The sequence below is a fragment of the Actinomadura parmotrematis genome (assembly GCF_019458805.1).
Lineage (GTDB): Bacteria > Actinomycetota > Actinomycetes > Streptosporangiales > Streptosporangiaceae > Spirillospora > Spirillospora parmotrematis.
Window position 1 is genome coordinate 153,299 of the sequence record NZ_JAIBOA010000004.1, and the last position, 26,495, is coordinate 179,793.

Genomic DNA, 26,495 nt, shown 5'->3' on the forward strand with positions numbered 1-26,495 from the left:
TGTGGCGGACCACGCGGTACCCGTGCTCGGCGCGGATCCGGAAGGGGAACACGGGGGCGGGGCCGTCGCCGGTCACCGTCGTCGCTATCGCCGCCTGCTAGGCGATCGCGAAGATGGTGGTGGCGCCCTGGCCCTCGCCGAACTCCCATCCGGCGACGGCCGTGCGGCCGGGGCGCCCGGCGATCCACTCGAAGTCGTAGGCGTGCTCGCCGGGGCCGAGGAAATACGCGCCGTCGCTGCGCGCCCAGTGCGCGGTCAGGCAGAGCATCCGCAGGTGGTCGCGCAGCCGCGCGTCGGGCACCGCCGCGAGGGCCTTCTCGTGCGCGGGCTCGACCTCCGCGCCCGGCGCGAACGCGACGAGCCCGTCCGGGCCGTGCAGCGTCCAGGTCGCGGCGCGCATCGCGTCGAGCAGCGTGCCATCGGTGCGGACGCGCTGGAGCCACCGCACCTGCCCGATCAGCTCGTCGGCGTCCAGCTCCTCGGCGTACGGGGCGAGGACGCGCGCGAAGTCCGCGCCCGTCACCGCGCGCGTGCCGCCGTCCCCGAGGGCGACGGCGGTGAGCGCCGCGCCGGCCGCCCCGTCGAACGCGCCGTCCTCGATCAGCCACAGCGAGCGGTCGTCGTCGGCGGGCAGCAGGTCCCAGTCGAAGCCGGGCGGGACGTCGAGGACGGGGACGGGGCCCGCGGGGGCGTCCGGCTCGCCGTCCAGCAGGTCCTCCAGCGCCATGTAGGAGACCTCGTCGGCCCAGGCGTAGAGCGCGTACTCCGCCTGCGGGTACGCGTCGAGCGGCCGGCCGAGCAGCGCGCCGAAGGCGGCGGCCAGCTCGCGGTTCCAGGCGGCGGGGTCGGACGTCACGGGGGTCTCCTTGCGCACCGGCGAAGTGGATCACCAATGTGTAGCGCCTCCGGCGGCGCCCGCGCCGGTGATTCCCGGAACGTCCCCGCCGCGCCTAGCCTGGGCCCGATGAACGAACCGCACCTCATCACGCCGACGACGGACCTGCGTGACTCCTACCTGGCGGGCGAGCGCGCCGATCTGCGCGCCGAAGGCGAGGACGAGCGCTGGCTCGACGCCGCCGAGGCCGACTTCGCCGCGTTCGTCGCCGGACGGCGCGGCGTGCACGAGCGCTGGGGCGTCCCCTCCACCTACCTCTGGTACGCGCGGGGCGCCGAATACCTCGGCACGCTCGTCATCCGGCACCGGCTGACTCCCGAGCTGGAGGCCGAGGGCGGCCACGTCGGGTACCACGTGGTGTTCCCGCATCGGCGCCAGGGCCACGCGACGCGGATGCTGCGCGCGGGGCTGGACGAGTGCCGCGTCCGGGGGCTGGACCGGGTCCTGCTCACCTGCCGGCCCGACAACGAGCCGTCCAAGCGCGTCATCCGCGCCAACGGGGGCGTCCCCGCGGGTCGTCCCGCCGGCGAGGACCGCTTCTGGATCGACCTCACGTGACCGCCGGGGCGGCGCGGGCGCGGTAGCGGCCCGGGGTGGTGCCGACGACGTCGGTGAAGGCGGCGATGAAGCCGCTCGGGTTGGCCCATCCGCAGGCGTGGGCGGTGCGGGTGGTGTCGTGCCCGTCGGCGAGGAGCACGAGCGCGTGGTAGACGCGCAGCTGCGTGCGCCACTCGTAGAACGTCATGCCGAGCTCGCCGCGCAGCAGCCGGCTGAGGGTGCGGGGACTGGCGCCGACCTCCCTCCCGAGCTCGGCGAGCGTGCCGTTGTCCGCGGGCCGCTCGGCCAGGATCCGCGCGACGGCCCGCAACCGGTCGTCCCGCGGTTCGGGCAGGTGCAGCGGCTGCTCCCGCGTCTCGCGGAGCTCGTCGACGAGGACGCGGAGGAGGCGCGCGCGGGCGGCGCGGTCGCGGTCGCGGTCGTGCGGCCCGGTCAGGGCGAGCAAGACCTCGCGCGCGAGGCCGGAGGCGAGGAACACCGCGGGCCGGTCGGGGATACGGCGCGCCAGGGACGGCGGCAGGAAGACGATCCGCATGTCGGTGTCGCCGTGCGCACGGTGCCGGTGCGCGCATCCGGCGGGCGTCCAGGCGACGCGGTCGGCGGGCACGATCGACGTCCCGCGCTCGGTGCGGACCGCCAGGACGCCGGTCGCCGCGTAGACCAGGTGCCCGCGCGCGTGCGTCTGCGCCGCGCTCGCCCCGCCGGACGCCCACAGGTGCCGCCCGCCGGACGGCCACACGTCCGACGACACGGGGACGCTGGGCGGTTGGCGGGAATCGGGCATCATCCGGCAGCCTACCGGTGGCACGCCACACCCCCGAAGTGATGATCTGAAGCGGACGCGCATCTGAGCAGGGGGAGACCATGGCGACGTTCGTCCTCGTACCCGGCGGCTGGCACGGCGCGTGGTGCTTCGACCCGGTGGTCCCGCTGCTGGAGCGCGCCGGCCACACCGTCCACGCCCTGACCCTGACGGGCCTGCGGCCCGGCGACGGCGCCGCGACGGTGGCGGCCGCCAACCTCGACACCCACGCCGGCGACGTCCTGCGCCTCCTGGACGAGGAGCGCGTCACCGGCGCGACGCTGGTCGGCCACAGCTACGGCGGGATGGTGATCGCCGCGGCCGCCGACCGCGCGCCCGGCCGCGTCGCGCGGCTCGTGCACCTGGACGCCTACGTGCCGCGCGACGGCGAGTCGTGCTGGTCGGCGACCACCGAGGGCTACCGGCGGGCCTTCGCCGCCGGCGCCGCGAGCACCGGTTACGCCGTGCTCCCGCCGCCCGGCGGCGACCCGCGCCGCCGTCCCCACCCCCTCGCCTCGTTCACCCAGGCGATCCGGCTCACCGGCGCCGCCGCCGAGGTGCCCCGCCGCGAGTTCGTCCACTGCTCCGGCTGGCCGGACCGCACGCCCTTCGCCGAGCTGCGCGCCCGCCTCCAGGCAGACCCGGGCTGGCGGGTGCACGACCTGCCGACCGGGCACAACGCGATGCGCGAGGCCCCCGAGGCCGTCGCCGCGCTGCTGGCGTGAGCGGCTAGCCCGCGCGGTCCGCCAGCGCCCGGACGCGGGCGACCATGTCGTCCCACAGCTCTTCGGGCAGGTCGTGGCCCATGGCCGGGTACTCCACGTACTCCGCGCCCGGGATCCGCCGGGCGGTGTCGCGGCCGCCCCGGGCCTTGACGATCGGGTCGTCGGCGCCGTTGATCACCAGCGTCGGGACGGCGACGTTCGACAGCGGCGGGTACTTCTGCCCGCGCCCGGCCGCGAGCTGGCGCTGGGTGGTGCGCGGGTCGCGCGGGGCGCGCGCGTGGCTGATAGCGGCCTGCGCCCGCGAGCGCTCCTCGGGGAACGGGAATTCCGGCGAGGCCAAGGCCCGGTGGATCGTCACCAGCGTCTCGACGTGCTCCTCCGGCGTGGCCGCCGACCCGGTGCCGCGGAAGTTCCGGAAGAACCCGAACCGGATGTAGCCGAGGGTGCGCAGCGTCCCGGCCGTCACGGGCAGCGCCATGACGCTGACCAGCGAGCGGACGCGTTCGGGGTGCAGCAGCGCGAGTCCCTGCGCGATGGCACCGCCCATCGAGGCGCCCATGACGTGCGCGCTCGTCCAGCCCACCGCGTCCATGACGGCGAGGGCGTCGGCCAGCATGTCCGCCGCGGTGTAGGCGGGTTTCGTGCCGCCCGCGAGCGCCTTCCAGGGGCTCTCGGTCCGCGGCGAGTCGAAGTGCGTGGACAGGCCGGTGTCGCGGTTGTCGAACCGGACGACCGCGAAGCCCGCGGCGGCGAGCAGCTCGCAGAAGCCGTCCGGCCACCAGACCATCTGGAAGTCCAGCCCCATGATCATCAGCAGCGGCGCGCCGGCGGCGGGATCGCCGAAGACCTCGTAGGCGAGGGACGTGTCCCCGTTGCGGGTGTACTGCGTGGGCGGCGGTGGCATGGCGGGCTCCTCCCGTTTTGGCAATGCATCTGCATGGTAAAAGCCTCGGGACGCTTTTCGCAATGCGGTCGCATGGCATTAGGGTGGCGGGGGGAGGAGGCGCGGTGCCGAAGAAGGTCGACCACGAGGAGCGGCGCCGGGCCATCGCCGAAGCGGTCTTCGCCGTGATCGGGAGCCGGGGGCTGGAGGCGGTGAGCCTGCGCGACGTCGCCGAGGAGGCAGGCGTCTCCATGGGCGCCGTCCAGCACTACTTCGCCTCCAAGCAGGACATGCTGCTGTTCGCGCTGTCGCACATGCGCGAGCGCGTCCTCGTCCGGCTCCAGGCGGCCGTCGGCGCGCTGGAGGCGCCGTCGCGGCTGGACGTCGTCCGCGCCGCGCTGCGCGTGATGCTGCCGGTGGACGAGCCGGGACGGCAGGAGGCGTGCGTCAACGTCGCGTTCTTCTCGGCGGCCGCGGTGAACCCGGCCTACGCCGACCAGCTCCGCGCGGGGTACGCGCGCATCCTCGCCGTCTCGGAGATGCAGCTCCGCGAGGCGGCGGCGGCCGGGGAACTGCATCCGGGCGCCGACCCGAAGGAGGCGGCCGCCACCCTGTACTTCCTCGCGCAGGGCCTCGTCGGCCCGCTCCTGATCGGCCTCTACACGCCGGACGAGGCGCTCGACCTGGTCGAGCGGCACCTCGCCCGCGTCTTCAAAACGGCCTGAAAGCCCTTGCCCGCAAGGGATGCGGCACCGTCGCGACGGAGCCGCCCCGGCACGTCGCCTCTTGCCGCGGCGTGGTCCGCCCGATAAAGATGATCATCAAGCGGCCTCCCCCAGGGCCGCTCCGGGCCGCGCGTCCGTGCCTTCGCGACGCGCGCCCGTACAACGGAAGGACAGCATCTTGCCGAAGAAGCACGTTGCCAAGCTGGCGGCCGCCTCCATCGCGGCGGCGGCCGCGCTCCCGCTGCTGGCACAGCCGGCGTCGGCGGCCACCTACACCTACCAGGTGGGCACCTACAAGACCTCCGGCGCTTGCGCGACCAAGGGCAAGTCGATGGTGTCGGCGGGCACCATCATCAGCTACACCTGCAAGTGGGACAGCCCGTACTGGGCGCTGATCGCCACCGCCCGCATCGGCTGACCGTCGCCTCCCGCGCACGGCCCATAACGGCCGTGTGCGGGCCGGAAGCCCTTGCCCGCAGGGGCTGCGGGGGATGGGCGCGGCGGTACACTGCCCGCCCGTCCCCCCGACCGGCCGAGGTGTCGCATGGGCCAGCCGTACGATCCGCCGCCGCTGCCGTACGACCCGCAGCCGGCTCCCGCGCCCCCGCAGCGGACGAACCGGGGGGTGCTGATCGCGCTGCTCGTCGCGGCGGCGGTCGTCGCGGTCGCCGCCGTCCTCGCCGTCGTCGTGCTCGTGGTGAAGCCGGGCTTCCTCTCCTCCGGGTCGGACGACGACGGGGTGTCCGGGCCGACCGCGCTGCGCGAGCCGCTGACGTTCCAGGAGGTGGCGACGGAGTCCGCGCCCCCGTGCGCGTCCGGCGCGGTCCCGGCGGCGGACGGGTCCGCGTGCTACGGCCTCGGCCTCTCGCCCATGACGATCAACCATCTGAAGGACCTGCGCATCCAGTCGCCCGTCGCGGCGAACGCGGCGTCCTGGTCCCTGCAGCTCACCTTCGACCCCGCCGACGCCGCCCGCTTCACCGCCCTGACCACCCGCGCCGCCCAGCAGCCGGCGGGCGACAGCCGCCGCAAGATCGCGATGGTGCTGGGCGGCAAGGTGATCTCGGCGCCGTCCGTCGAGGGCGGCCCCATCACCGGCGGCGCCGTGTCCATCACCGGTTCGAGCACCCAGTTCACCCAGACCTACGTCCGCGACCTCGCCAAGCGCCTCACCGGCTCCTGATCTCCCGCCTGCTCTACGACCTGGGCCGGGAACTCGCCGACGGCGTGCACCTCCGCGGCGTGCTGCCCGTCCAGGAGGGCGGCGGGGCCGTCCGCCTGGTGGTCGCCCGCACGACGGCGGCGCTTCTCCGCGGCCTCGCCGCCCCGAACCCCGAGACGGAGCCCGCCCCGATCCTGCGGGGCTTCCTGCGACGCGGCGCCGACGATCTGCGCCTCTACCCGGACGCGGGCGCCGACCACGCCGTCATCGCCGCCGACGTCCGCGTCAGCGGCGCCGTGACGGCTCCCGGGGCGGCGTTACCCGCGCTGATCGAGGAGAGGGGGCGGCTGCGTCCCGACGACGGCGACCCTCACTGCGTCGCCGTCGCCGTCGCCGACCTGCGCGACCGGTGACCCTCACGCCCGCTCGTCCGGCGCGAAGCCGTCCACGCGGAAGACGGGGCGGTCGGCCGCGATGTCCTCGAACCGGCTCAGCGGCGCGGACCTGTCGACGGGGAAGTGCGGACGCGCGCCCGGCGCTACGTCGAGGTACCGCTTGAGGATCGGGGCGCGCCCGGCGGGGGGCACCTCGGTGAGCCGCACGTCCCACGAGCCGCCGTGGCGGACGCGCGCCTCGCCGCCCGCGGCCCGCACGTTGCGGACCCAGTTGGCGTCCGCGCCGAGCATGGACACCGCGTACCAGGCGCCGTCGACGTCGGCCAGCACGATCGGGAACCTGATCGGCCGCCCGCTCGAACGCCCCCGGACCTCGAGCTCGACGTCACGCGAGCGCGCGAGGCGGCCCCCCGAGCGGTACCGGTTCGACCAGTACCGGTTGAGCAGCCGCGCGACGGCGTGCGGCCTGTCCCCGCGATAGATCCACCGCTTGACCCAGTGCAGCCCGCGCAGGCGCGAACGCCGCTCGCCCATCGGCTCGACCTTCCTCAACCGAGACCGCGGTGAGCGGTCCACAAGCTTCCGGCGCGGTCGGCGGCGTCCGCGATCAGGGACGCCGGCTCGGGTTCGTCGGGGACGGGGAACGAGACGTAGCCGCCCCGGCCGCCACCGACGGGCCGGCCGTACGCCTTGGCGGCGAGGCTCCCGTCCGGGAGGAGCCGGACGTTGAGCGTCATGAGCGTGAACTCCTCCCCGCGCCGCGTGTCCGTCCAGCGGAGCGCCTCCGGGATCACGACATTGATCGCCAGAGCACTCACTTCCGGTCCGCCGCCCACGCCCGGATGATCTCACGCCCCCCGGCCCCTTGGTGGCCCAACCAAGTGACCCCCTGGTCGCCCCTCGTTGACTTGCGGCGTGTTGGGCACTTTGAAGATCGAAAGCGCCCAACACGCCGCAAGTCAACGAGTGATGACCGAGGGGTCATTACACGGACGGACGGCTCGCCGCCGCAGCGCCTGCGGAACGCGAACGGCCCGGCCCCGCAGGGGCCGGGCCGTGCTTCTTGCCTGCTTAAAGCGCCTTCACGGTCTTGACCAGGGAAGCGAGGGAGGGGCGGTCAAGGGTCAGGTGGCCGGCGTTCGGGGCCTTGCTGTCGCGCAGGCCGGTGCCCTCGGAAAGGCGCGCCAGCTCGATGCAGTTCGTTCCTTCTGCCGACCGGCTGGACTTTCTCCATACAGGACCGCTGTTCACAGGGACTCCAACGTTTCTACGATCAGCTTCCGGCTGGAGTCTACGGGGAGAGCGAGCGCCCCGATGCGCTCGAACCTGAGGCGGAGTGCCTGCGCCTCGCTCTCTTCCGCCACGAGACGCCCCCCGGTCGGAGCCTCGACGAAACCGACCTCGCCCCCTTGGACCGAGATGACTTTGAACGTGCCGTCGAGGCCCTCGTGCGCTCCGGCCGTGCGAGGCATGATCCGGAGCGTCACGTTCGGCAACTCGGCCAGGGCGAGGAGATGGGCGAGTTGCTCTCGCCACACCTCCGCGCCGCCGATCGGCCACCACAGAACGGTCTCTGGCATGATCAACCACAGTTCGGGGCGCGGCGTGCGTTCCATGAGTTTCTGCCGGGTGAGCCGCTTGGCAAGGGCGCCCTCGATGTCGTCGTTCCGTCCCGCGACCAGCATCGCCCTGGCGACCGACTCGGTCTGGAACAGCGCGGGAATGTACTGGCCGTTGAACATTCTGATCATGGAGGCGCGGGCCTCGAAGGCGAAGTAGGAAGCCTGCCGGTTCGGGTCATGGCCTAGCCGCGCGAACCACAGCGCGATCGTGAAGAATTTTCCGGTCCGCCATTCCCTGTCCAGCGTGGCCGCCTGTTTGTCGGTCAGCTTGGCCTCTCCGGATTCGAGTCTGGAAATCGTGGACCGGGAATGCTTGAGGATCTTGGCCAGGGCGTCTCCGGAGAGGCCGCGTTCTACTCGCTGAAATCGCAGGCTGTAGGCGATCCAGGCGTACATCGAGGAGCACGGGTCGGGGGGCTCGTTGGTCACGGACACCTCGCGTTGAAGATCGCAGGTTTTCCAGGACATGCGCGGGCTGGCGACAACAGTAATCCGCTGGGAGCAGTGTGTCACCAATCACAAGCAGAACGTGAGGGGTGATCGTGTGTCGAACGGGTGCAGGGCGGTGAAGCCGCCGGCGGCGGTCGGGGAGGCGAGCATGGTGATGTTGGAGGCGGTGGGGGAGGCGGTGAAGGTCGGGCGGGACTGGGTGGGCGACTGGGTGTGGAATCGGGGCGGCACCGAGGACTGCGCCTACACGGCCGCTGTGGTCGCGTCCGAGTTGGTCACCAACGCGGTGCAGCACGCGGGTGGCGCCGGGCGGGGGATCGCGGTTCGCGCGTACGTGTCCGAGGCCGGTCCCGTACTGGAGGTCATCGATCAGAGCAGCGAGGCGCCCGAGCCTCGGCCGTTCAGCCTCACGGCGCAATCGGGTCGGGGGCTCGCCATGCTCGCCATGCTGGTGGAGGCGTGGGGCTGGCACCCGCGCGTCTCCGGCGGCAAGTCCGTCTGGGCGGTGCTGCGGGTCGAGCCGGACTTGGAGGGGGTCACCGCGTAGAGCGCGCGGGGGCGGCGTTCCTGATCGCGGCGTCGATGGCCTTGCTGTTCTGCACGAAGTCCCGGAAGCGGCTGATGGCGACCAGCCAGATCAGCGCCGCCGCGGCGCAGAAGACGGTCAGCGCCGCCGTGGCGGTGTGGTGGCGCAGGCTGTCCAGGACGTACAGCAGCACCATCACCGGGGAGGTCCCGCCGAACAGCAGCGTGACGTACCAGTCGGCGCGGATCGTCCGGCTGATGCCGCAGGCGCCCGGCGGCGGGGCGTGGCGGTACAGGGCGCCGACGGAGGCGGTCCCGCCGGCCTCGACCTGCCGCAGGAACAGCTCCCAGCGCAGGGTGGGCCGGCCCGCGCCCTCCTCCAGGCGCGGCCCGAGTTCGATCGCCAGATAGGCGGCGATCTTGAAGGTGGACAGCGACTGGTCCATCCAGAGCAGCCAGAGGAAGCTGGAGATGATCGCGAGCCCGGCGAGCACGTGCGTGGACTCGCGGAGGACCGACAGGCCGGTGCCGAGTGCCGCCAGCTCCAGCGCGACGATCGCGTTCATCAGGCCGATCCGCGAGGTGATCTCCTGGCGGAGCCCGCCGATCTCCGCCGCGTCGATCTCCGCCGCTCCGGACATGGCGCCTCCCGTGACGCGTCGCCGACCAGCCCCCCGGAATTCTGGGACGCCGGCAGGCCCGCCCCCGTTCCAGGGCGGACATAACGGACACGGTCCGGGAGCCGGAACCAGGTAACTTGATGTCGAGATAAATCGGAGATAGCTTGACGTCAAGAGAAAACCTGCCGAAGTTAGGCGGCCCTGAGTCCCGGGCGACCGCGCGGCTGCGGCAGGATACGTAGGGATAAGCAGAGAGCAGTAACGCCCCGACCTACCAGCGGGGACGACCCCGGCGCCCGCCGGCCCGGGGCCGCATAACAGACAGTGAGCACCGATGCCGTGCAGTCATGTCCCGGACCGGACGCGCGGCGGTGACGGAGGAGGAGTCCGTGTCCGCGAACAGCTTCGACAGCCGCAGCACACTGCAGGTGGGCGAGAAGTCGTACGAGATTTACCGGCTGGACGCCGTCGAGGGCTCGGCCCGTCTCCCGTACAGCCTGAAGGTGCTGCTGGAGAACCTGCTGCGCACCGAGGACGGTGCGAACGTCACCGCCGAGCACATCCGCGCGCTCGCCGGGTGGGACGCGCAGGCGCAGCCCAGCAAGGAGATCCAGTTCACCCCGGCCCGCGTGATCATGCAGGACTTCACCGGCGTGCCGTGCGTGGTGGACCTGGCGACCATGCGTGAGGCCGTGCGCGACCTGGGCGGCGACCCCACCAAGATCAACCCGCTGGCGCCGGCCGAGATGGTCATCGACCACTCGGTCATCGTCGACTACTTCGGCTCGCCGGACGCCTTCGAGCGCAACGTGCAGGTGGAGTACGAGCGCAACAAGGAGCGCTACCAGTTCCTGCGCTGGGGCCAGACCGCGTTCGACCAGTTCAAGGTCGTCCCGCCCGGCACCGGCATCGTGCACCAGGTGAACATCGAGCACCTGGCCCGCGTGGTGTTCGACCGCGACGGCGTCGCCTACCCCGACACCTGCGTCGGCACCGACTCGCACACCACGATGGAGAACGGCATCGGCGTCCTCGGCTGGGGCGTCGGCGGCATCGAGGCCGAGGCCGCGATGCTCGGCCAGCCGATCTCCATGCTGATCCCGCGCGTGGTCGGCTTCAAGCTGACCGGCGAGCTGCCGTCGGGCACCACCGCCACTGACCTCGTCCTCACGATCACCGAGATGCTGCGGCAGCACGGCGTCGTCGGCAAGTTCGTGGAGTTCTACGGCGAGGGCGTCGCGGCGCTGCCGCTGGCCAACCGCGCCACCATCGGCAACATGAGCCCCGAGTTCGGCTCCACCTGCGCGATCTTCCCGATCGACGACCAGACCCTCGCGTACCTGCGCCTCACCGGCCGCACCGACGAGCAGATCGCGCTCGTCGAGTCCTACGCCAAGGAGCAGGGCATGTGGCTCGACCCGTCGGTCGAGCCGGAGTTCTCCGAGTACCTGGAGCTGGACCTCGCGACGGTCGTCCCCTCGCTCGCCGGCCCGAAGCGCCCGCAGGACCGCATCTCCCTCGCCGAGGCCAAGCAGGCGTGGCGCAGCGACGTCGCCAACTACGCCGGCGGCAGCGTCAAGGGCCCGGCCGACGAGTCGGTCGCCGAGTCCTTCCCCGCCTCCGACGCCCCCGCGATCAGCGGGAGCGGCAACGGCGACAAGCCGCGCGTGCACGGCTCCGGCGACGAGGGCCGCCCGAACGACCCGACGCCGGTGCGGCTGGAGGACGGGACCGAGTTCGTCCTCGACCACGGCGCCGTCGCGGTCGCGGCCATCACCTCCTGCACCAACACCTCCAACCCCTTCGTCATGGTCGCCGCCGGCCTGCTGGCGAAGAAGGCGGTGGAGAAGGGCCTCACCCGCAAGCCGTGGGTGAAGACCTCGCTGGCCCCCGGCTCCCAGGCCGTCACCGACTACCTGGAGCGCGCCGGCCTCAGCCCCTACCTCGACAAGATCGGCTACAACCTGGTCGGGTACGGGTGCACCACCTGCATCGGCAACACCGGCCCGCTCCAGCCGGAGATCTCCAAGGCGATCAACGACAGCGACCTCGCCGTCACCGCCGTCCTGTCGGGCAACCGCAACTTCGAGGGCCGCATCAGCCCCGACGTGAAGATGAACTACCTGGCCTCGCCGCCGCTCGTCATCGCCTACGCGCTGGCCGGCACGATGGACATCGACATCCTCAACGACTCCCTCGGCGAGGGCGCGGACGGGAAGCCGGTGCACCTCAGCGACATCTGGCCGGCGCCCGAGGAGGTCGCCGAGATCGTCAACTCGGCGATCGGCCAGGAGATGTACGTCCGCAACTACGCCGACGTCTTCAAGGGCGACGACCGCTGGCGCGGCCTGGACATCCCGACCGGCGACACCTTCGAGTGGGACGCCTCCTCCACCTACGTGCGGAAGGCCCCCTACTTCGACGGGATGCAGACCGAGCCCGCGCCGGTCGCCGACATCCACGGCGCCCGCGTGCTCGCCAAGCTCGGCGACTCGGTCACCACCGACCACATCTCGCCGGCGGGCTCCATCAAGGTCGGCACCCCGGCCGCGCAGTACCTGGACGCCAACGGCGTGGCGGTCAAGGACTTCAACAGCTACGGCTCGCGCCGCGGCAACCACGAGGTCATGATCCGCGGCACGTTCGCCAACATCCGGCTCCGCAACCAGCTCCTGGACGGCGTCGAGGGCGGCTACACCCGCGACTTCACCCAGGACGGCGCGCCGCAGTCGTTCATCTACGACGCCTCGCAGAACTACCAGGAGGCCGGCGTCCCGCTGGTCGTCCTCGCGGGCAAGGAGTACGGCTCGGGCTCGTCGCGCGACTGGGCCGCCAAGGGCACCGCGCTGCTCGGCGTCCGCGCCGTCATCGCCCAGTCCTACGAGCGCATCCACCGCTCGAACCTCATCGGCATGGGCGTGCTGCCCCTGCAGTTCCCCGAGGGCGAGTCGGCCGAGTCGCTCGGCCTCACCGGCACCGAGACCTTCGAGATCACCGGTGTGGAGAAGCTGAACGAGGGCGAGACCCCGCGCGAGGTCACGGTGAAGGCCGACGGCAAGGAGTTCCGCGCCGTCGTCCGCATCGACACCCCGGGCGAGGCCGACTACTACCGCAACGGCGGCATCATGCAGTACGTGCTGCGCAACCTGCTTCGCAAGTAGGCAGAACGCGATTTCCGAGGGCCGCTCCCTCCCGGGCATCCGGGAGAGAGCGGCCCTCTCCCGTTCCGGGACCGGCGCTCCTAGGGGCGCGGCACGGGCGCCGTCTCCATCAGCAGGAACCACTCGGGCAGGCGGCGGCGCAGCGGCTCGGGCCCGTCCAGGCGGAGGTCGCCCGAGCGGAGCGCGGCCGTCCAGCTCTGGTCGCCGCGCCAGACGCCGACCAGCGAGCGCAGCACGGCCGTCACGGTGACGGTGACCTCGTGGCCGGGGTCGAAGTCGCAGACGTCGGCGTCGTCGCGGTGGATGACCAGCCACCAGTCGCGGCTGCCCGCGGGCGCCTCGGGGAAGCGGAACCGCACCACCGTGCGCGCGGCCGGGACGGCGCCGTGGTCGATGCGGCGGCGCATGTCCCACATCAGCAGCCGCGGGTCGAGGTCCCGGTCGCCCATCTCGCCGATCCAGCGGGTGCCCCAGACCGCCAGCGCCTCCACGACGGGACGCAGCTCGCGGCCGGGCTCGGTCAGCTCGTAGCAGACCTCGGTGCCGATCTCGCGCCGCTCCACCACGCCCGCCCGTACGAGCTGCTGGAGGCGCTTGGACAGCAGGGTGGGCGACATCCGCGGGACCCCGCGGCGCACCTCGTTGAAGTGGCGGCTGCCCGCCAGCAGCTCGCGGACGATGAGCAGCGTCCAGCGCTCGTCCAGCAGCTCCATCGCCTTGGCCACCGGGCAGAACTGGTAGTACGACCCCATCCTCGAAGGCTAGGCCGCGCCTCCCCGCCCCGGCCAGTACAGATCCAGGACTAGGTGGCCGGTACCGGCGTTCCTACGCTCAGCGGTGTACGGGGAACGAGGGGAGAACGCCATGGGCGAGCAGGACCGGGACGACACCGTCCTGAAGGGCAGGCACCGCGCGATGTGGGCGTCGGGCGACTACGCGGCGGTGGCCGCCGAGGTCATCCCGGCGCTCGGGCCGGTGCTGGTGGAGGCGTGCGGGGTGCGCGCCGGGCAGCGGGTGCTGGACGTCGCGGCGGGGTCGGGCAACGCCGCGATCCCCGCGGCGCTCGCGGGCGCCGACGTGGTGGCGTCCGACCTCACGCCCGAGCTGCTGGAGATCGGCCGCGCGGACGCCGCCGCGCGCGGCGCCGAGCTGGAGTGGCGGACGGCCGACGCCGAGGCGCTGCCGTTCGGCGACGCCGCGTTCGACGTCGTGCTGTCGTGCGTCGGCGTCATGTTCGCGCCGCACCACCGCGAGGCCGCGGGCGAGCTCGTCCGGGTGTGCCGGCCGGGCGGGACGATCGGGCTGGTCAGCTGGACGCCCGAGGGGTTCATCGGGCAGATGTTCGCGGCGATGAAGCCCTACGCGCCGCCGCCCCCGCCCGGCGCGCAGCCGCCGCCGCTGTGGGGCGACCCCGGCCACGTCGCCGGGCTGCTCGGCGACCGCGTCGAGGAGCTGGCGGCCGTCCGGCGGACGGTGCGCATCGACCGGTTCGGCAAGCCCGCGGAGTTCCGCGACTTCTTCAAGGAGCGCTACGGGCCGACCATCACCGCCTACCGCAACCTGGGCGGCGACCCCGAGCGGGCCGCCGCCCTGGACGAGGCGCTGGACGACCTGGCCCGCCGCCACGACCTCGGCGGCGGCGCCATGGAGTGGGAGTACCTGCTGGTCACCGCCCGCAAGCGCGGCTGACCGGAGCCGGGGTCACGGCGCGAAGCCGCCGTTCACCGGGATGACGGCGCCGGTCACGTAGCCGTTCTCCAGGGTCAGCACGACGGCCCCGGCGACCTCCTCGGCGGTGCCCACGCGGCCGGCCGGAAGGCCGGCCGCGTACTCGGCGAACAGGGCCTCGCGCTGCGCGGCCGGCACCGCGTCCCACCAGGGCGTCGCGATGACGCCCGGCGACACCGCGTTCACCCGGCGCGGCGCGAGCTCGGCCGCGAGCGGCCCGACCATCGCCTCCAGCGCCCCGTTGATGGCGGCGAGGCCGCTCGTGCCGGGCATCGCGGCCCGCGCGGACGAGGCGGTCAGGAAGGTGACCGCGGCGTCCTCGGTCAGATGCGGCAGCGCCGCTTGCAGGATCCGCAGGTGCAGCCAGAACTTGCCCTCGAACCCGGCGCGCAGGTCGGCGAGGTCCAGGTCGGCGATCGGGCCGCCGCCCGAGCCGCCGCTGAGGGCGAGGACCAGCGCGTCGTAGGCGGTGCCCTCGGCGAAGAACGCGGCGAGCGCGCCCTCGTCGGCGGCGTCCACCCGGCGGGCGGTGGCCTTGCCCTCGATCCCGGCGGCGGTCGCCGCGAGGCGCGCCTCGTCGCGGCCGGTGAGCACGACCTCGGCGCCGCGCGCGGCGGCGAGCGCGGCGGTGGCCGCGCCGATCCCCGAGCTGCCGCCCATGACCAGCACCCGGCGTCCGTCCAGCGTCATGATGACGCCTCCCTTTGTCGAGACTTGATGTCTCGACAAGTATTTGCCGAGACCGCCGGTTTCGTCAAGCCGGTAGGGTGGGACCATGCAGAGCGAGGAGGACGGGCGCCGCGCGCACACCGGGCGCCGCCGCAACGAGGCCGCGCGGCGGGCCATCCTGGACGTCGCGGTCGAGCTGCTCGGCCGGTCCGGCGGCGAGCCCGTCACGATCGACACCATCGCCGCGGCCGCCGGCGTCGGCAAGCAGACGATCTACCGCTGGTGGCCGTCCAAGGGCGCCGTCCTGCTGGAGGCCCTCGCCGAGCGGGCGGACGGCGACATCCCGCTGCCCGACACCGGCACGCTGGAGGGCGACCTCACCGCGTTCGTCACCGCCACCTTCGCGGTGAGCGGCCACCCGAGGACGGCGGCGGTGCTGCGCGGCACCATGGCCGAGGCGCAGCGCGACCCGTCCGCCGGCGAGCGGATGCGCGCCTTCATCGCCGTCCGCCGCGCCACCCTGCGCACCCTGTTCGACCGCGCCGACCTGCGGCCCGGCACCGACGTCGACCTGCTCGTCGACCAGATCTACGGGGTGCTCTGGTACCGCATCCTCGTCGGCCACGCCCCGCTGGACGCCCGCGCCGCCGCCGCGCTCGCCCGCACCGTCGCCGCCGCCGCGCAGGAGTGACGCGCCGGCGGGCGGGGAGGACACGGAATACCGGCACCGTTCCCGACCTTGCGAAAGAACATGGCTGACCTCACCAAGAAGATCGGTTCCCTGGACGTCTTCCCGCTGTCGCTCGGCGGCAACGTCTTCGGCTGGACGGCCGACCGCGACGCGTCCTTCGCCGTCCTCGACGCCTACGCCGCGGGCGGCGGCAACTTCGTCGACACCGCCGACGGCTACTCGGCCTGGGTGCCCGGCCACCAGGGCGGGGAGTCCGAGGAGACCATCGGCGCCTGGGTCGCCGGCCGCCGCAACCGCGACGACGTCGTCATCGCGACGAAGGTCGGCGCGCATCCGCGGTTCAAGGGGCTCGCCCCGGCGAACATCAAGGCCGCCGCCGAGGCGTCGCTCCGCCGCCTCGGCACCGACCGCATCGACCTGTACTACACCCACTTCGACGACACCTCCGTGCCGGTCGAGGACATCATCGGCGCCCTGGACGAGCTGGTGCGCGCGGGCAAGGTCCGCGAGATCGCCGCGTCCAACATCTCCGCCGAGCGGCTGGAGGCGTCCCTCGCCGCCAGCGAGCGCGACGGCCTCGCCCGGTACGCGGCGCTCCAGCCGCACTACAACCTGGTGTCCCGCGACACCTACGAGGGCGAGCTCCGCGACGCCGTGACCCGCCACGGCCTCGCCGCCGTCCCGTACTACGGCCTCGCGTCGGGGTTCCTCACCGGCAAGTACCGGCCCGGCGCCGACGTCGACAGCCCGCGCGCCGGGCGCGCCGCCGAGTACCTGAAGAGCGCGCGCGGCCCGAAGGTGCTGGAGGCGCTCGACACCGTCGCCGCCGAGCAGGGCGTGGAGGTCGCCGCCGTCGCGCTCGCCTGGCTCGGCGCGCAGCCGACCGTCGTCGCGCCGATCGCGAGCGCGCGCGGCGTCGACCAGCTCCCGCCGCTCCTCGCCGCCGCCCGCACCGAGCTGACGGCCGACCAGCTCGCGCTGCTGGACCGCGCGTCAGCCTGACCACGCGTTCGCCTGACCGAAGATCGAGCCGCCCGTTGCCCGCCCGTGGCCGTGCCGGGCCGCGGACCGGGCATGAGGCACCCATGGACAGGTACCAGAACGACCAGGGGGACCGCCGCGACGGCGACCGGACGGACGACCGCGACATGGACGGCGTGGACGGGGGGATGGACCCCGGCATGAACCGCGACATGGACGGGGGCCTGGACGACGGCGACCGCCAGATCGGCGCGGACGGCGACTACGGGCCCGACGACCGCATGGGCGAGGACCGCGACGACCGCGGCACCAGCATGTAGCACGGGCATGTAGCACGACCCGCGTCCGGGCCGGGGGGAACCCCGGCCCGGACGCGGGTCGCCGCTTGGGCGGCCATCCCGGGCGGAAATGCCGGGTTGTACCGTTCCAGGCGTGATGCCCCCCATGGAATTCCTGCTGGTCGGCGGCCTGGCCGCGCTGCTCGGCGCGGTGGTGCAGAGCAGCGTCGGGCTCGGCGTCGGGCTCGTCGGCACCCCCGTGGTGACGCTGCTGTTCCCCTCCCTCATGCCCGGCGCGATCCTCGTCGCCGCGACGGTGCTGCCGCTCGCCACGCTCGCGCGGGAGGTCCGGCACGCCGACCTGCGGGGGCTCGGCTGGGCGTTCGCCGGGCGGGTCGCGGGCACGCCGCTCGGCGTGTGGGTGGTCGCGGCGGTGCCGTCCCGGCCGCTCGGCGTGCTGGTCGGCGGCACCGTGCTCGCCGCGCTCGCCGGCACCGTCTGGCGGGGCGCCGTCCCGCGCAACGCCGGGACGCTGGCGGCCGCCGGGGTGCTCGCGGGCGCCGTCGGCACCGCCTCGGCGATCGGCGGCCCGCCGATCGCGCTGCTCTACGCCCGCGAGAAGGGATCGCGGGTGCGCGCCACGCTCGCGATCTTCTTCACCACCGGCGCGCTGATGTCGCTGCTCACCCTCGCCGCCCTCGGCCACCTGCCCGGCCGGCAGGTCATCGCCGGGCTCGCGCTCTGCCCGTTCGTCCTGGTCGGTTTCCTCGTCGCCGGCCCGCTCCGCCGCTTCCTCGACGGCGGCCGGACGCGCGCGGCGATCCTCGTCGTGGTGGCGGCCTCCGCGCTCACCCTCATCGCGCGCAGCCTGGCCTGAGTAGCCTGGTCCGATGCGTCCCACCAAGGCCGAGCAGGAGGCCGCCCGCGACCGCGTCATCCCCGACCTGCTGCCGCCCGAGGGCACGCCGTTCCGGGTGCTGTTCTGCGGCATCAACCCCGGCCTGTACTCGGGGGCGACGGGGCACCACTTCGCCCGTCCGGGCAACCGCTTCTGGCCCGCGCTGCACCGGTCGGGCTTCACCCAGCGCCAGTACGCGCCCGCCGAGCAGGACCTCCTGGGCGCCCGCGGCCTCGGCATCACCAACCTCGCGCCCCGCACGACCGCCCGCGCCGACGAGCTGACGGCCGAGGAACTGCGCGAGGGCGGCCGCGCGCTGCGCGCGCTCGTCGAGCGCCGCCGCCCCGCCTACCTCGCCGTCCTCGGCGTCACCGCCTACCGGACCGCCTTCGCCAGCCCGCGCACGCAGATCGGCGAGCAGGAGCAGGGCTTCGGCCCCGCCGGCCTGTGGATCCTGCCGAACCCCTCGGGCCTCAACGCGAGCTGGCAGCTCGACCGCATCGCCGCCGAGTTCGCCCGCCTCCGCGAAGCCGCCGACGCCGCCGTCGCCGACAGCCGGGCCTGACCCGGCGCCGACGGTCAAGCGCGGGGGCGGTCAGGGGCGGGGGTTCAGGGCGGCGGTGTTGGCGAGCATGGTCTCGACCTCGGCGACCAGGGACGGCTTGGGCTCCCAGGGGTCGGGGCGGCCGAGGGCGACGATGGGGCGGGGGAGGGGCAGCACGTCGGCGAGGTGCCAGTGGTGGCGGTCGGGGTCGGCCCAGGGGCCGCAGGCGCAGGGGACGCCCCGGACGGCGTCGGAGCAGACGTCGTCCAGGCGGGCGGTCGCGATGACGGCGCCGATGGTGGCGAGCGGGTCGCGCGGATCCCAGCCGGCGGCGAGGATCAGCGGGGAGTCGCACGCCTTGAGGTCCACCCGCATCGAGGCGTGGATCAGGAGGCGGCCCCGGTGGGCGGTGGGCACGCGCTGGTTGGAGACGGTCTTGCCGCCCCGCGCGATGGCGAAGGCCCAGGGCTGCTGAACGCTGATCGCCTGCACGCGGTCACCTCCCGGAATCGGCTGGTCCCATCTTCGCCCGTCCGTGCGGACGGTGATGCCCGGACGGGGACGGAGTAACCGGGGGAGGCGCCCGGACCGTCGCCGCGTGGCCAGGAGAACATGCCCGCAAAGTCAGGTTGACCGGACAACGTCGGGGACGGCCGCCCGGTTCACCCGCAGTTTTTTCACGACCGGGCCGCGCGGGGCAACCTGGCGCGCCGGAAAAGTCAGGCCTGCACCATTCGGGTGTAGGCGATGACGTTGTCGCGGTAGTGCCCGGACGCGGAATCGAACGCCCCGCCGCAGGTCACCAGCCGAAGCGCGGCGTAGCCGGTGCGCTCGGCGTACACCTTCCGCCCGGGGAAATCGGTCTTGGCGACGCGCTCCACGCGCTCCACGGCGAACGTCGCCGTCCGCCCGTCCCGCCGCTTCACCTGGACGCGGTCGCCGGGCCGCAGGTCCTTCAGGCGCGCGAAGACCGCGGGGCGGTGCAGCGCGTCCACGTGCCCGATGATGACGGACGGCCCGTCCTCGCCCGGCGTCGGCCCGCGCTCCCACCAGCCCGCCAGGTTCGGGCGGGACAGCGGCGGCGTCTCGATCCGCCCGTCGGCCCGCAGCCCGAGCTCGGTGACGGGCGCCGACACCCCGAGGCGGGGGATGGCTATGGTGGCCGGCAGCGAGCGCGGCAGCGGGCGCGCGGCTCCGGGCGCCGCCGTGCCGCCCGGGTCGACGGGACCGCCGGAGTAGTCGTCCGACCCGCACGCCGCCAGCGGCGCGACGGCGGCGAGCGCCAGGGCGCCGGCCGCCGCGCGCCGGTTCAGGCGCGCCCCTCGGCGCGCCGCCGGCGCACCGCGAGGACGCCGCCGCCGGTCAGGGCGAGGGCCGCGCCGGCGAGCGGCAGGACGGCGCCGCCCTCGGACGTCCCGTAGGTGCTGCCGTCGCCGGTGTCGGGGGCGCCCACCGGGATCGTCGGGTCGGAGCCCGTCCCCGTGCCCCCGCTGCCGCCCGATCCCGTCCCGGGCGTCCGCTCCGGGTGCGAGCTGTAGGAGACCGACCCGTATCCGGGGCACCGCACGACGAGCTTGACGGTCGACGGCAGCGACGGCTTGTAGTCCGAGCTGCCCTCCCACCTGTTCCCGCCGTTGCCGATCGCGTCGAAGCGCGGCGCGGCGACGAACGACCCCGAGGACGCGCTCGGCTGGACGGGGCAGGTCACGGTGATCGTGACGGCGCCGCCGGGCGTCACCGCGCGGGGCGTCAGCTTCACGTCGTCGGAGCCGAACGAGAAGCGGCCGCCGCCACCGCCGCCGTCCGACGGCGGCGGGGTCGTCGCGGGCGGCTTGCCGGCGCCCTTCGGCACCGTGACCGACAGCTCGAAGGTGCGGAGGCCGCCCTTGGTCAGGCAGGCGAAGCGGGTGACGTAGGAGTGGCCGCTCTCCAGGGAGCCGGCGGTGGCGCCGAACGCGCTCCACGCGCCGTCGCCCTCGTCGGCCCAGTCCTCGGGCTCGCCCTTGGCGAAGATCTCGTTGGGGGAGAGGGCGTACGGCCGGGACGCGCAGCCCGTCACCGAGAGCGCCAGGTTGTCGCCGACCGACGCCGGGAAGGCGCCGGCGGTGATCTTCGGGGGGTCGTCCGCGGCGGCGGCGGGCGCGGCCGCGCAGGCGAGCGCGGCGCCCGTGACGGCGCCCGCCACGGAGAAGCGGGTGATGCCCATGGTGCTCCTTGCCTGGGGGGTGGGCTCGGACCATCGGTCGTGCGGGGGGACGCGCCGCGCGGTACGGGGGTTGTCGCCGTGACCGCCGGGGAGCGTGGCGCGCCCATCGCGCAGTGTAAGGATCATGTGGTGGCCGGGGCGCCGGGACGCGGTGGCCGGATGAGGTCAGCCCTTCAGCGCCCCCGCCATCAGCCCGCGCATGAAGAACCGCCCGAGCAGCAGGTAGACCAGCAGCGTCGGCAGCGACGCGAGCAGCGCCGAGGCCATCTGCTGGTCGTACTGGACGGCGACCGCGCCCGATCCGGCGGTGTTGTTCAGCATCACCGTGACCGGCCAGCTGTCGGGCGCGCCGAGGAACACCGCGAACAGGAAGTCGTTCCACAGCGAGGTGAACTGCCAGATGACCGTCACCGCGAACGCCGGGCCCGACACCGGCAGCACCACCGAGGCGTAGGTGCGCAGCATCCCGGCGCCGTCCACCCGGGAAGCCTCGATCAGCTCGTCGGGGATCGTCACGTAGTAGTTCCGGAAGATCAGCGTGCAGATCGGCAGCCCGTAGACGACGTGCGCGAGCACCAGGCCGCGAATGGTGCCGACGAGCTCCATCCGGGTCAGCAGCCCGGCGAGCGGGATCATCACCGCCTGGTAGGGGATGAACATGCCGAACAGGAACAGCGTGAAGACCGCGTCGGCGCCGCGGAACCGCCACTTGGCGAGGACGTAGCCGTTCAGCGAGCCGAGCGCCGCCGAGATCACCGACCCCGAGATCGCGATCTTGAAGCTGTTGGCCAGGCCGGGCCGCAGCACCGGCCACGCCGCCTTCCAGCCCTCGACGCTCCAGTGCCGCGGCAGGCTCCACGCCGCGCTCGGGTCGGCCTCGGCGAACGGCTTGAAGCTCGTCACCAGCAGCACGTACACCGGGATGAGGAACACGACCGCGAAGGCCAGCAGCAGCGCCGGGCGGACGAGCCGCAGGACGCCGCTCACCGCGGCCGCTCCGCCCGCACCGTCCACACCAGGTAGGGGACGACCAGCAGCGCGACCGCGAACAGCAGGTAGCCGGCGATGGTGGCGCCGTTGGCGGGGTCGTGCCGGTCGAACACCTCGACGTAGGTCGCGACGGCCGGGACGTAGGTGATGATCTGCTTGCCGGCGATCGCCATGATGAGGTCGAACACCTTCAGCGAGATGTGCCCGAGGATGATCAGCGCCGACAGCGTCACCGGCCGGAGCTGCGGGAACACCACGTACCGGTAGACCTTCCACTCCGAGGCGCCGTCGACGCGGGCGGCCTCGCGCAGGTCCTCGGGGACGCCGCGGAACCCCGCGAGGTAGAGCGCCATCACGTACCCCGACATCTGCCAGATCGCCGGGACCGCCATCGCCGCCATGCCCCAGTGCGGGTCCTGCCACCAGTCGTTGGCGAGCCCGCCGAGGTGCACCTTGCGGAAGAGCTGGTTCAGCCCGACGGCCCGCTCGGGCGGCGCGGGGTTCATCAGCCACCGCCACACCACCCCGCTGGCGATGAACGAGATCGCCATCGGGAACAGGTAGATCATCCGGAAGCCGGCCTCGCCGCGCACGCCGCGGTCCATCAGGAACGCCAGGAACGCCCCGAGCAGCAGCGCCCCGAGGACGAACACGGCGGTGAACAGCAGCGCGTGCCGGACGGCGGGCGGCCAGCTCGACTGGTGCCACAGGTCGGCGTAGTTCCGGCCCTTGTCGAAGTGGAACGGCGACACCTCGTCATGGCGGCCGCTGACCGACTCGCGCAGGTTCCAGAAGATCAGCCCGTAGACGAACAGGCCGATCGCGGCGATCGACGGGGACAGCATCAGCAGGCCGGGCAGCGCCCGCCGGATCCGGACGGTCCGGCGGCGCCGCCGCGGCGCGGACGTCTCCGCCGTCACTGGCCGCTGTTCTTGGCGGCGGCGGAGAGGGCGGCCTGGAACTTGGCCACGTCCTTGCTCTGCAGGAACAGCCCGACCGCGGTGTCGATGTCGGTGTGCTGCTTCTTGGTGGCGTTCACGCCGTGCCAGAACGACCCGGCGAGCTTGATGCCCGGCTTGTGCCACTCGTTGTAGGCGTACTGCAGGTAGCCGGTGTAGAGGGCCTTGTCGGCGTCCGTGCGCGCCGGGATGGACCCCTTCTTGGGGTTGAACAGGTCCTGGCCCTGCTTGCTGGACGCCTCCTTCAGCCAGGCGAGCGCGCCCGCCCGGTGCGGGGCGCCCTTCGGCAGGGTGAAGGAGTCCGACAGCCACATGTAGGTGCCGTCGGTGCCGGGCGCCGGCGCGTACTTGAAGTCGGTGTCGAGCTTCTTGCCGAGGCCGTTCGGCGCGCCGCCGATGAAGTACCCGTACGCCCAGTCGCCCATGATGTTGAAGGCGGCCTTGCCGTCCACGACGTCCTTGGCGGCGCCCTGCCAGTCGGTGGAGGCGGCCTCGGTGTTGGTGTACTTCAGGATCTCCGCGAAGTCGGTCAGCGCCTTGGTGACGGCCGGGCCGCTCCAGTCGGCGCCCGGCTTCCACAGCGCGTTGTAGGCGTCGGTGCCGAGGTCGCCGAGCAGCACGTTCTCCAGCAGGTGGTCGGCGGTCCACTGCGCGCCGAGCGACAGCGGGATCTTCTTGGTCCTCTCCTTCACCATCTTCAGGTCGGTGATGAACATCGCGATCGTGGCGGGCGGGCCGCCGATCCCGGCCTCCTTCAGCACCGCCGGGCTGTACCAGAGCATGTTGGAGCGGTGGATGTTCACCGGCACCGAGTAGATCTTGCCCTGGTGGGAGATCTGCTGGAGGAGCTGCTGCGGGTAGACCGACCGCAGGTCGTTCTGGTCGTAGAAGGAGTCCAGCGGCTCGATCTGCGCGGCCTTGATGTAGTCGAGCAGCTCCGCGCCCGCGTGCCCCTGGAAGGAGTCGGGCGGCTTGCGGTTCTGCAGCCGGCTCGCCAGGACGGCCTGGGCCTGCGTGCCCGACCCGCCCGCGATGGCGGCGTTGACGAACTGGGTGCTCGGGTTGTTCTTCTTGAAGTCGGCGACCATCGCGGCCAGGCCGTCGGCCTCGCCGGGGCCGGTCCACCAGGAGAAGACCTCGACCTTGCTCGCGTCGTCGTTGCTCTTCTTGTCGCCGCCGCCGCAACCGGAGACCGCCAGCATTCCGCTGAGGGTGATCGCGGCGGCCGCCTTCCAGCGTCCACGCATCGCCTGTCCCTTTCGGTGACCCCGAGGAACCAAGCGTCCGTTCGGACGGCGGGCGGGTCAACGCCGCGCGGCGAAACTGTGATCTTCCGGTGACCCGGCCCCCGTCCGGTCCGCAGCAGTGGCGGGCGTCACCAGGGGAGGGCGGGCGGCAGCGCGGCCGTTCCGGCGTCCGGCCAGTCCAGGGGCGCCCCGAGCGGCGCGAGCTCGGCCATCTGGAGCCGGTACCAGGGCGAGGACGCGGGGTGGTCGACCAGGTCCAGGCACTCCTGCCAGGTCCACCACTCGGCGTCCTCGACCTCGGCGGGGTTGCGCCGCACGGCCTCGCCGGCCGCGACCGCCCGCACCACCGGGCAGCGCTCGTGCTCGACGGTGCCGTCCGCGGCGACGGCGCGGTAGCGGAAGGACGGCAGCACGCTGGTGATCTCGCCGGCCGTCACGCCGAGCTCGTCGCGCAGCCGCCGCCGGACGGCGTCGCGCAGGCCCTCGCCGGGGCCGGGGTGGCCGCAGCAGCTGCCCGTCCACACCCCCGGGAAGGTCCGCTTGGACAGCGCCCGGCGGGTGATCAGCACCCGGCCGTCCGGCGCGACGACGTAGCAGGAGAAGGCCAGGTGGTAGGGGGTCTCGCCGTGGTGGCTGGCGACCTTGTCCGCCGCACCGACCGCCTCGTCGGCGGCGTTCAGCAGCACGATCTCCTCGACGCTCATGCCCCAGTTGTATCGCAGGGGTCACCCCGGCCACATGTGAGCGCAGTCACCCCTGGCCGCGGGGCCACACACGCCGCACCCCAACGGTCTGTAAACTCGGAACCGCCCGACGACCAGGGGCGGACGAGCCCCTGATGGAGGAGATGACCAGCGTGACCCTGCTTGAGTCGATCACGAGTCCGGAGGACCTCAAGCGACTGGACGCCACGCAGCTGCCCCGGCTCGCGGCGGAGATCCGCGAGGCCCTGGTGGACGCGGTCTCCAGGACCGGCGGGCACCTCGGCCCGAACCTCGGCGTGGTGGAGCTGACGATCGCCCTGCACCGGGTGTTCGACTCGCCCCACGACAAGATCCTCTTCGACACCGGGCACCAGGCCTACGTGCACAAGATGCTCACCGGCCGCCAGGACTTCGCCGAGCTGCGCCGGCGCGGCGGCCTGTCGGGCTACCCGAGCCGCGCCGAGTCCGACCACGACCTGATCGAGAACTCGCACGCCTCCACCGCCCTGTCCTACGCCGACGGCCTCGCCAAGGCGTTCCAGCTGCGCGGCGAGGGCGACCGCGCGGTCGTCGCGGTCGTCGGCGACGGCGCGCTCACCGGCGGCATGTGCTGGGAGGCGCTGAACAACATCGCGGCCGGCACCGACCGCCCGGTGATCATCGTGGTGAACGACAACGGCCGCTCCTACTCGCCGACGATCGGCGGCCTCGCCAGCCACCTCGCCGACCTGCGCGTCACCCGCGGCTACGAGCACGCCCTCGACCTGATCAAGAAGACGGTGCCGCGCGCCCCGGTCGTCGGCGCCGTCGCCTACGAGGCGCTGCACGGCATCAAGAAGGGCCTGAAGGACGTCCTGCAGCCGCAGGCCATGTTCGAGGACCTCGGCATGAAGTACGTCGGCCCGATCGACGGCCACGACGCCGAGGCGATGGAGAACGCGCTCCGCCGCGCCCGCGGCTTCGGCCGCCCCGTCATCGTGCACGCCATGACCCGCAAGGGCCTCGGCTACGCGCCCGCGGAGAACAACGAGGAAGACTGCATGCACGGCGGCGGCGCCTTCGACCCCGCCACCGGCGAGACGGTGTCCAAGCCCGGCGGCGGCCCGTCCTGGACGTCGGTGTTCGGCGCGGAGATGGTCGCGATCGGCGCCGACCGCCCCGACGTCGTCGCGATCACCGCCGCGATGCTCTACCCGGTCGGCCTCGCGCCGTTCGCCGACGCCTACCCCGACCGCACCTACGACGTCGGCATCGCCGAGCAGCACGCCGCGACGTCGGCGGCGGGCCTCGCCACCGGCGGCCTGCACCCGGTCGTCGCGCTCTACGCCACCTTCCTCAACCGCGCGTTCGACCAGGTCCTCATGGACGTCGCGCTGCACAAGCTGCCGGTCACCTTCGCGCTGGACCGCTCCGGCGTCACCGGCGACGACGGCGCCAGCCACAACGGCATGTGGGACCTGTCGATCCTCAGCCTCGTCCCGGGCATGCGCATCGCCGTCCCGCGCGACGCCGCCCGCCTCCGCGAGCTGCTGCGCGAGTGCGTCGCGGTCTCCGACGGCCCCACCGCGATCCGCTACCCCAAGGGCGCCGCGCCCGCCGACGTCGAGGCGATCGGCACCGCCGGCGGCATGGACGTCCTCGCCCGCCACGACGGAGCCAACGGCACCCGGGTGCTGCTGGTCGCCGCCGGATCCATGGCCGGCACCGCCGTCGAGGCGGCGGAGCTGATCGCCGCGCAGGGCATCGGCGTCACCGTCGTCGACCCGCGCTGGGTCAAGCCGCTCGACCCGGCGCTCGTCCCGCTCGCCCGGCGGCACAGCCTCGTCGCGGTCGTCGAGGACAACGGCCGCACCGGCGCCGTCGGCGACGCCGTCGCCCGGCAGCTCCGCGACGAGGCGGTCGACGTGCCGCTCCGCACGTTCGGCATCCCGCAGGAGTTCCTCGACCACGCCTCGCGCGGCCAGATCCTCGCCGACATCGGGCTGACCGCGCAGGGCCTCGCCCGCGACGTCACCGAGGCCGTCGCGCGCCGCTCGGCCTCCCCGCGCGAGCACGCCCCGAGCGAGTAGCCGCCCGC

General features: G+C 73.4%; 32 protein-coding genes. 15 read left to right on the forward strand and 17 right to left on the reverse strand.

The window, feature by feature from the left end; genetic code table 11:
• Positions 1-97: 97 nt before the first annotated feature.
• Positions 98-856: a hypothetical protein gene (locus tag K1Y72_RS08085; RefSeq protein WP_220164771.1), complete on the reverse strand. Its 759-nt coding sequence runs from the start codon at positions 854-856 to the stop codon at positions 98-100.
• Between the two features lie 108 nt (positions 857-964).
• Here K1Y72_RS08085 and K1Y72_RS08090 point away from each other — a divergent pair, with 108 nt between their 5' ends.
• Positions 965-1,453, forward strand: a complete 489-nt coding sequence (locus tag K1Y72_RS08090) for a GNAT family N-acetyltransferase (RefSeq protein ID WP_220164773.1) — start codon at positions 965-967, stop codon at positions 1,451-1,453.
• Here the strand turns inward: K1Y72_RS08090 and K1Y72_RS08095 are convergent.
• Positions 1,446-2,204, reverse strand: a complete 759-nt coding sequence (locus K1Y72_RS08095) for an AraC family transcriptional regulator (RefSeq protein ID WP_220164775.1) — start codon at positions 2,202-2,204, stop codon at positions 1,446-1,448. The two genes, K1Y72_RS08090 and K1Y72_RS08095, sit on opposite strands and share 8 nt — an antisense overlap.
• A 113-nt stretch (positions 2,205-2,317) precedes the next feature.
• Between K1Y72_RS08095 and K1Y72_RS08100 the strand changes: the two genes are divergently transcribed.
• On the forward strand, positions 2,318-2,980 hold the full coding sequence (locus tag K1Y72_RS08100) for an alpha/beta fold hydrolase (RefSeq protein ID WP_220164777.1): 663 nt from the start codon (positions 2,318-2,320) through the stop codon (positions 2,978-2,980).
• Positions 2,981-2,984: 4 nt separating this feature from the next.
• On the opposite strand, the gene K1Y72_RS08105 is transcribed toward K1Y72_RS08100, so the two are convergent.
• Positions 2,985-3,884 (reverse strand): alpha/beta fold hydrolase, encoded by a 900-nt coding sequence (locus K1Y72_RS08105; protein ID WP_220164779.1) that lies wholly within the window; start codon positions 3,882-3,884, stop codon positions 2,985-2,987.
• A gap of 104 nt (positions 3,885-3,988) precedes the next feature.
• Between K1Y72_RS08105 and K1Y72_RS08110 the strand changes: the two genes are divergently transcribed.
• From K1Y72_RS08110 to K1Y72_RS08125, 4 genes are all read left to right on the forward strand, one after another.
• Complete coding sequence (locus tag K1Y72_RS08110) at positions 3,989-4,588, forward strand: TetR/AcrR family transcriptional regulator (RefSeq protein ID WP_220164781.1); 600 nt, start codon at positions 3,989-3,991, stop codon at positions 4,586-4,588.
• Positions 4,589-4,766: 178 nt separating this feature from the next.
• Positions 4,767-5,006 (forward strand): hypothetical protein, encoded by a 240-nt coding sequence (locus K1Y72_RS08115; protein ID WP_220164783.1) that lies wholly within the window; start codon positions 4,767-4,769, stop codon positions 5,004-5,006.
• Positions 5,007-5,132: 126 nt separating this feature from the next.
• Positions 5,133-5,771 (forward strand): SecDF P1 head subdomain-containing protein, encoded by a 639-nt coding sequence (locus tag K1Y72_RS08120; RefSeq protein ID WP_220164784.1) that lies wholly within the window; start codon positions 5,133-5,135, stop codon positions 5,769-5,771.
• Between the two features lie 44 nt (positions 5,772-5,815).
• Positions 5,816-6,163 carry a hypothetical protein gene (locus K1Y72_RS08125; protein ID WP_220164785.1) on the forward strand — a complete coding sequence of 116 codons (348 nt, stop codon included), beginning with the start codon at positions 5,816-5,818 and terminating at the stop codon, positions 6,161-6,163.
• A gap of 3 nt (positions 6,164-6,166) precedes the next feature.
• Here the strand turns inward: K1Y72_RS08125 and K1Y72_RS08130 are convergent, their stop codons facing one another.
• The 4 genes from K1Y72_RS08130 to K1Y72_RS08145 form a co-directional block, all read right to left on the reverse strand.
• A complete protein-coding gene (locus K1Y72_RS08130) occupies positions 6,167-6,679 on the reverse strand; it encodes a nitroreductase/quinone reductase family protein (RefSeq protein WP_220164786.1) in 513 nt (170 codons plus the stop codon).
• Positions 6,680-6,693: 14 nt separating this feature from the next.
• Positions 6,694-6,981, reverse strand: a complete 288-nt coding sequence (locus K1Y72_RS08135; RefSeq protein WP_220164787.1) for a hypothetical protein — start codon at positions 6,979-6,981, stop codon at positions 6,694-6,696.
• 235 nt (positions 6,982-7,216) lie between these two features.
• Positions 7,217-7,396 (reverse strand): DUF397 domain-containing protein, encoded by a 180-nt coding sequence (locus tag K1Y72_RS08140; protein WP_220164788.1) that lies wholly within the window; start codon positions 7,394-7,396, stop codon positions 7,217-7,219.
• Positions 7,393-8,196: a helix-turn-helix domain-containing protein gene (locus K1Y72_RS08145; protein WP_220164789.1), complete on the reverse strand. Its 804-nt coding sequence runs from the start codon at positions 8,194-8,196 to the stop codon at positions 7,393-7,395. Before K1Y72_RS08145 ends, K1Y72_RS08140 begins: the two co-directional genes overlap by 4 nt.
• Before the next feature lie 169 nt (positions 8,197-8,365).
• Between K1Y72_RS08145 and K1Y72_RS08150 the strand changes: the two genes are divergently transcribed.
• On the forward strand, positions 8,366-8,764 hold the full coding sequence (locus K1Y72_RS08150; RefSeq protein ID WP_220164790.1) for an ATP-binding protein: 399 nt from the start codon (positions 8,366-8,368) through the stop codon (positions 8,762-8,764).
• Here the strand turns inward: K1Y72_RS08150 and K1Y72_RS08155 are convergent.
• Entirely contained in the window at positions 8,754-9,383 is a 630-nt protein-coding gene (locus tag K1Y72_RS08155) for a hypothetical protein (RefSeq protein WP_220164791.1), read from the reverse strand. The genes K1Y72_RS08150 and K1Y72_RS08155 overlap by 11 nt on opposite strands.
• 326 nt (positions 9,384-9,709) lie before the next feature.
• On the opposite strand from K1Y72_RS08155, the gene K1Y72_RS08160 reads away from it, so the two are divergent.
• The gene (locus tag K1Y72_RS08160; protein WP_220164793.1) at positions 9,710-12,523 is read left to right on the forward strand and encodes an aconitate hydratase; all 2,814 of its coding nucleotides are present in this window, start codon (positions 9,710-9,712) and stop codon (positions 12,521-12,523) included.
• An 80-nt stretch (positions 12,524-12,603) separates the two neighbouring features.
• Here the strand turns inward: K1Y72_RS08160 and K1Y72_RS08165 are convergent, their stop codons facing one another.
• Positions 12,604-13,275 (reverse strand): winged helix-turn-helix transcriptional regulator, encoded by a 672-nt coding sequence (locus K1Y72_RS08165; protein ID WP_220164795.1) that lies wholly within the window; start codon positions 13,273-13,275, stop codon positions 12,604-12,606.
• A 112-nt stretch (positions 13,276-13,387) separates the two neighbouring features.
• On the opposite strand from K1Y72_RS08165, the gene K1Y72_RS08170 reads away from it, so the two are divergent.
• Positions 13,388-14,212 (forward strand): class I SAM-dependent methyltransferase, encoded by an 825-nt coding sequence (locus K1Y72_RS08170; RefSeq protein ID WP_220164796.1) that lies wholly within the window; start codon positions 13,388-13,390, stop codon positions 14,210-14,212.
• 12 nt (positions 14,213-14,224) lie between these two features.
• On the opposite strand, the gene K1Y72_RS08175 is transcribed toward K1Y72_RS08170, so the two are convergent.
• Complete coding sequence (locus K1Y72_RS08175; protein WP_258572103.1) at positions 14,225-14,941, reverse strand: SDR family oxidoreductase; 717 nt, start codon at positions 14,939-14,941, stop codon at positions 14,225-14,227.
• Between the two features lie 85 nt (positions 14,942-15,026).
• On the opposite strand from K1Y72_RS08175, the gene K1Y72_RS08180 reads away from it, so the two are divergent.
• From K1Y72_RS08180 to mug, 5 genes are all read left to right on the forward strand, one after another.
• On the forward strand, positions 15,027-15,611 hold the full coding sequence (locus K1Y72_RS08180; RefSeq protein WP_220164798.1) for a TetR/AcrR family transcriptional regulator: 585 nt from the start codon (positions 15,027-15,029) through the stop codon (positions 15,609-15,611).
• Between the two features lie 60 nt (positions 15,612-15,671).
• Positions 15,672-16,613 (forward strand): aldo/keto reductase, encoded by a 942-nt coding sequence (locus K1Y72_RS08185; RefSeq protein WP_220164800.1) that lies wholly within the window; start codon positions 15,672-15,674, stop codon positions 16,611-16,613.
• 83 nt (positions 16,614-16,696) lie between these two features.
• Positions 16,697-16,912, forward strand: coding sequence for a hypothetical protein (locus tag K1Y72_RS08190; RefSeq protein WP_220164801.1), 216 nt, complete (start codon positions 16,697-16,699; stop codon positions 16,910-16,912).
• 115 nt (positions 16,913-17,027) lie between these two features.
• Positions 17,028-17,747 carry a sulfite exporter TauE/SafE family protein gene (locus tag K1Y72_RS08195; RefSeq protein ID WP_220164802.1) on the forward strand — a complete coding sequence of 240 codons (720 nt, stop codon included), beginning with the start codon at positions 17,028-17,030 and terminating at the stop codon, positions 17,745-17,747.
• Between the two features lie 13 nt (positions 17,748-17,760).
• Positions 17,761-18,333, forward strand: coding sequence for a G/U mismatch-specific DNA glycosylase (gene mug, locus K1Y72_RS08200; RefSeq protein WP_220164803.1), 573 nt, complete (start codon positions 17,761-17,763; stop codon positions 18,331-18,333).
• A 30-nt stretch (positions 18,334-18,363) separates the two neighbouring features.
• Here mug and K1Y72_RS08205 read toward each other — a convergent pair whose 3' ends face one another.
• From K1Y72_RS08205 to idi, 7 genes are all read right to left on the reverse strand, one after another.
• The gene (locus K1Y72_RS08205) at positions 18,364-18,804 is read right to left on the reverse strand and encodes an ASCH domain-containing protein (RefSeq protein ID WP_220164804.1); all 441 of its coding nucleotides are present in this window, start codon (positions 18,802-18,804) and stop codon (positions 18,364-18,366) included.
• Positions 18,805-19,031: 227 nt separating this feature from the next.
• On the reverse strand, positions 19,032-19,625 hold the full coding sequence (locus K1Y72_RS36040) for a class F sortase (RefSeq protein ID WP_258572149.1): 594 nt from the start codon (positions 19,623-19,625) through the stop codon (positions 19,032-19,034).
• Positions 19,622-20,518, reverse strand: coding sequence for a hypothetical protein (locus K1Y72_RS36045; RefSeq protein ID WP_258572104.1), 897 nt, complete (start codon positions 20,516-20,518; stop codon positions 19,622-19,624). Before K1Y72_RS36045 ends, K1Y72_RS36040 begins: the two co-directional genes overlap by 4 nt.
• Positions 20,519-20,683: 165 nt before the next feature.
• Positions 20,684-21,505 (reverse strand): carbohydrate ABC transporter permease, encoded by an 822-nt coding sequence (locus tag K1Y72_RS08215; protein WP_308286950.1) that lies wholly within the window; start codon positions 21,503-21,505, stop codon positions 20,684-20,686.
• Complete coding sequence (locus K1Y72_RS08220) at positions 21,502-22,428, reverse strand: carbohydrate ABC transporter permease (RefSeq protein WP_372452849.1); 927 nt, start codon at positions 22,426-22,428, stop codon at positions 21,502-21,504. The genes K1Y72_RS08215 and K1Y72_RS08220 overlap by 4 nt, the downstream gene beginning before the upstream one ends.
• Complete coding sequence (locus tag K1Y72_RS08225; RefSeq protein ID WP_220164806.1) at positions 22,425-23,714, reverse strand: ABC transporter substrate-binding protein; 1,290 nt, start codon at positions 23,712-23,714, stop codon at positions 22,425-22,427. Before K1Y72_RS08225 ends, K1Y72_RS08220 begins: the two co-directional genes overlap by 4 nt.
• Before the next feature lie 128 nt (positions 23,715-23,842).
• Positions 23,843-24,418, reverse strand: coding sequence for an isopentenyl-diphosphate Delta-isomerase (idi, locus tag K1Y72_RS08230; protein WP_220164807.1), 576 nt, complete (start codon positions 24,416-24,418; stop codon positions 23,843-23,845).
• 152 nt (positions 24,419-24,570) lie between these two features.
• Between idi and dxs the strand changes: the two genes are divergently transcribed.
• Entirely contained in the window at positions 24,571-26,487 is a 1,917-nt protein-coding gene (dxs, locus tag K1Y72_RS08235) for a 1-deoxy-D-xylulose-5-phosphate synthase (RefSeq protein WP_220164808.1), read from the forward strand.
• Positions 26,488-26,495 lie beyond the last annotated feature (8 nt).

Coding starts and splice junctions, on each gene's coding strand:
- K1Y72_RS08090 (WP_220164773.1), top strand. CDS start 965: ATGAACGAACCGCACCTCATCACGCCGACGACGGACCTGCGTGACTCC.
- K1Y72_RS08100 (WP_220164777.1), top strand. CDS start 2,318: ATGGCGACGTTCGTCCTCGTACCCGGCGGCTGGCACGGCGCGTGGTGC.
- K1Y72_RS08105 (WP_220164779.1), bottom strand. CDS start 3,884: ATGCCACCGCCGCCCACGCAGTACACCCGCAACGGGGACACGTCCCTC.
- K1Y72_RS08120 (WP_220164784.1), top strand. CDS start 5,133: ATGGGCCAGCCGTACGATCCGCCGCCGCTGCCGTACGACCCGCAGCCG.
- K1Y72_RS08130 (WP_220164786.1), bottom strand. CDS start 6,679: ATGGGCGAGCGGCGTTCGCGCCTGCGCGGGCTGCACTGGGTCAAGCGG.
- K1Y72_RS08150 (WP_220164790.1), top strand. CDS start 8,366: ATGGTGATGTTGGAGGCGGTGGGGGAGGCGGTGAAGGTCGGGCGGGAC.
- K1Y72_RS08155 (WP_220164791.1), bottom strand. CDS start 9,383: ATGTCCGGAGCGGCGGAGATCGACGCGGCGGAGATCGGCGGGCTCCGC.
- K1Y72_RS08160 (WP_220164793.1), top strand. CDS start 9,710: ATGTCCCGGACCGGACGCGCGGCGGTGACGGAGGAGGAGTCCGTGTCC.
- K1Y72_RS08165 (WP_220164795.1), bottom strand. CDS start 13,275: ATGGGGTCGTACTACCAGTTCTGCCCGGTGGCCAAGGCGATGGAGCTG.
- K1Y72_RS08170 (WP_220164796.1), top strand. CDS start 13,388: ATGGGCGAGCAGGACCGGGACGACACCGTCCTGAAGGGCAGGCACCGC.
- K1Y72_RS08175 (WP_258572103.1), bottom strand. CDS start 14,941: ATGACGCTGGACGGACGCCGGGTGCTGGTCATGGGCGGCAGCTCGGGG.
- K1Y72_RS08180 (WP_220164798.1), top strand. CDS start 15,027: ATGCAGAGCGAGGAGGACGGGCGCCGCGCGCACACCGGGCGCCGCCGC.
- K1Y72_RS08185 (WP_220164800.1), top strand. CDS start 15,672: ATGGCTGACCTCACCAAGAAGATCGGTTCCCTGGACGTCTTCCCGCTG.
- K1Y72_RS08190 (WP_220164801.1), top strand. CDS start 16,697: ATGGACAGGTACCAGAACGACCAGGGGGACCGCCGCGACGGCGACCGG.
- K1Y72_RS08195 (WP_220164802.1), top strand. CDS start 17,028: ATGCCCCCCATGGAATTCCTGCTGGTCGGCGGCCTGGCCGCGCTGCTC.
- mug (WP_220164803.1), top strand. CDS start 17,761: ATGCGTCCCACCAAGGCCGAGCAGGAGGCCGCCCGCGACCGCGTCATC.
- K1Y72_RS36045 (WP_258572104.1), bottom strand. CDS start 20,518: ATGGGCATCACCCGCTTCTCCGTGGCGGGCGCCGTCACGGGCGCCGCG.
- K1Y72_RS08225 (WP_220164806.1), bottom strand. CDS start 23,714: ATGCGTGGACGCTGGAAGGCGGCCGCCGCGATCACCCTCAGCGGAATG.
- idi (WP_220164807.1), bottom strand. CDS start 24,418: ATGAGCGTCGAGGAGATCGTGCTGCTGAACGCCGCCGACGAGGCGGTC.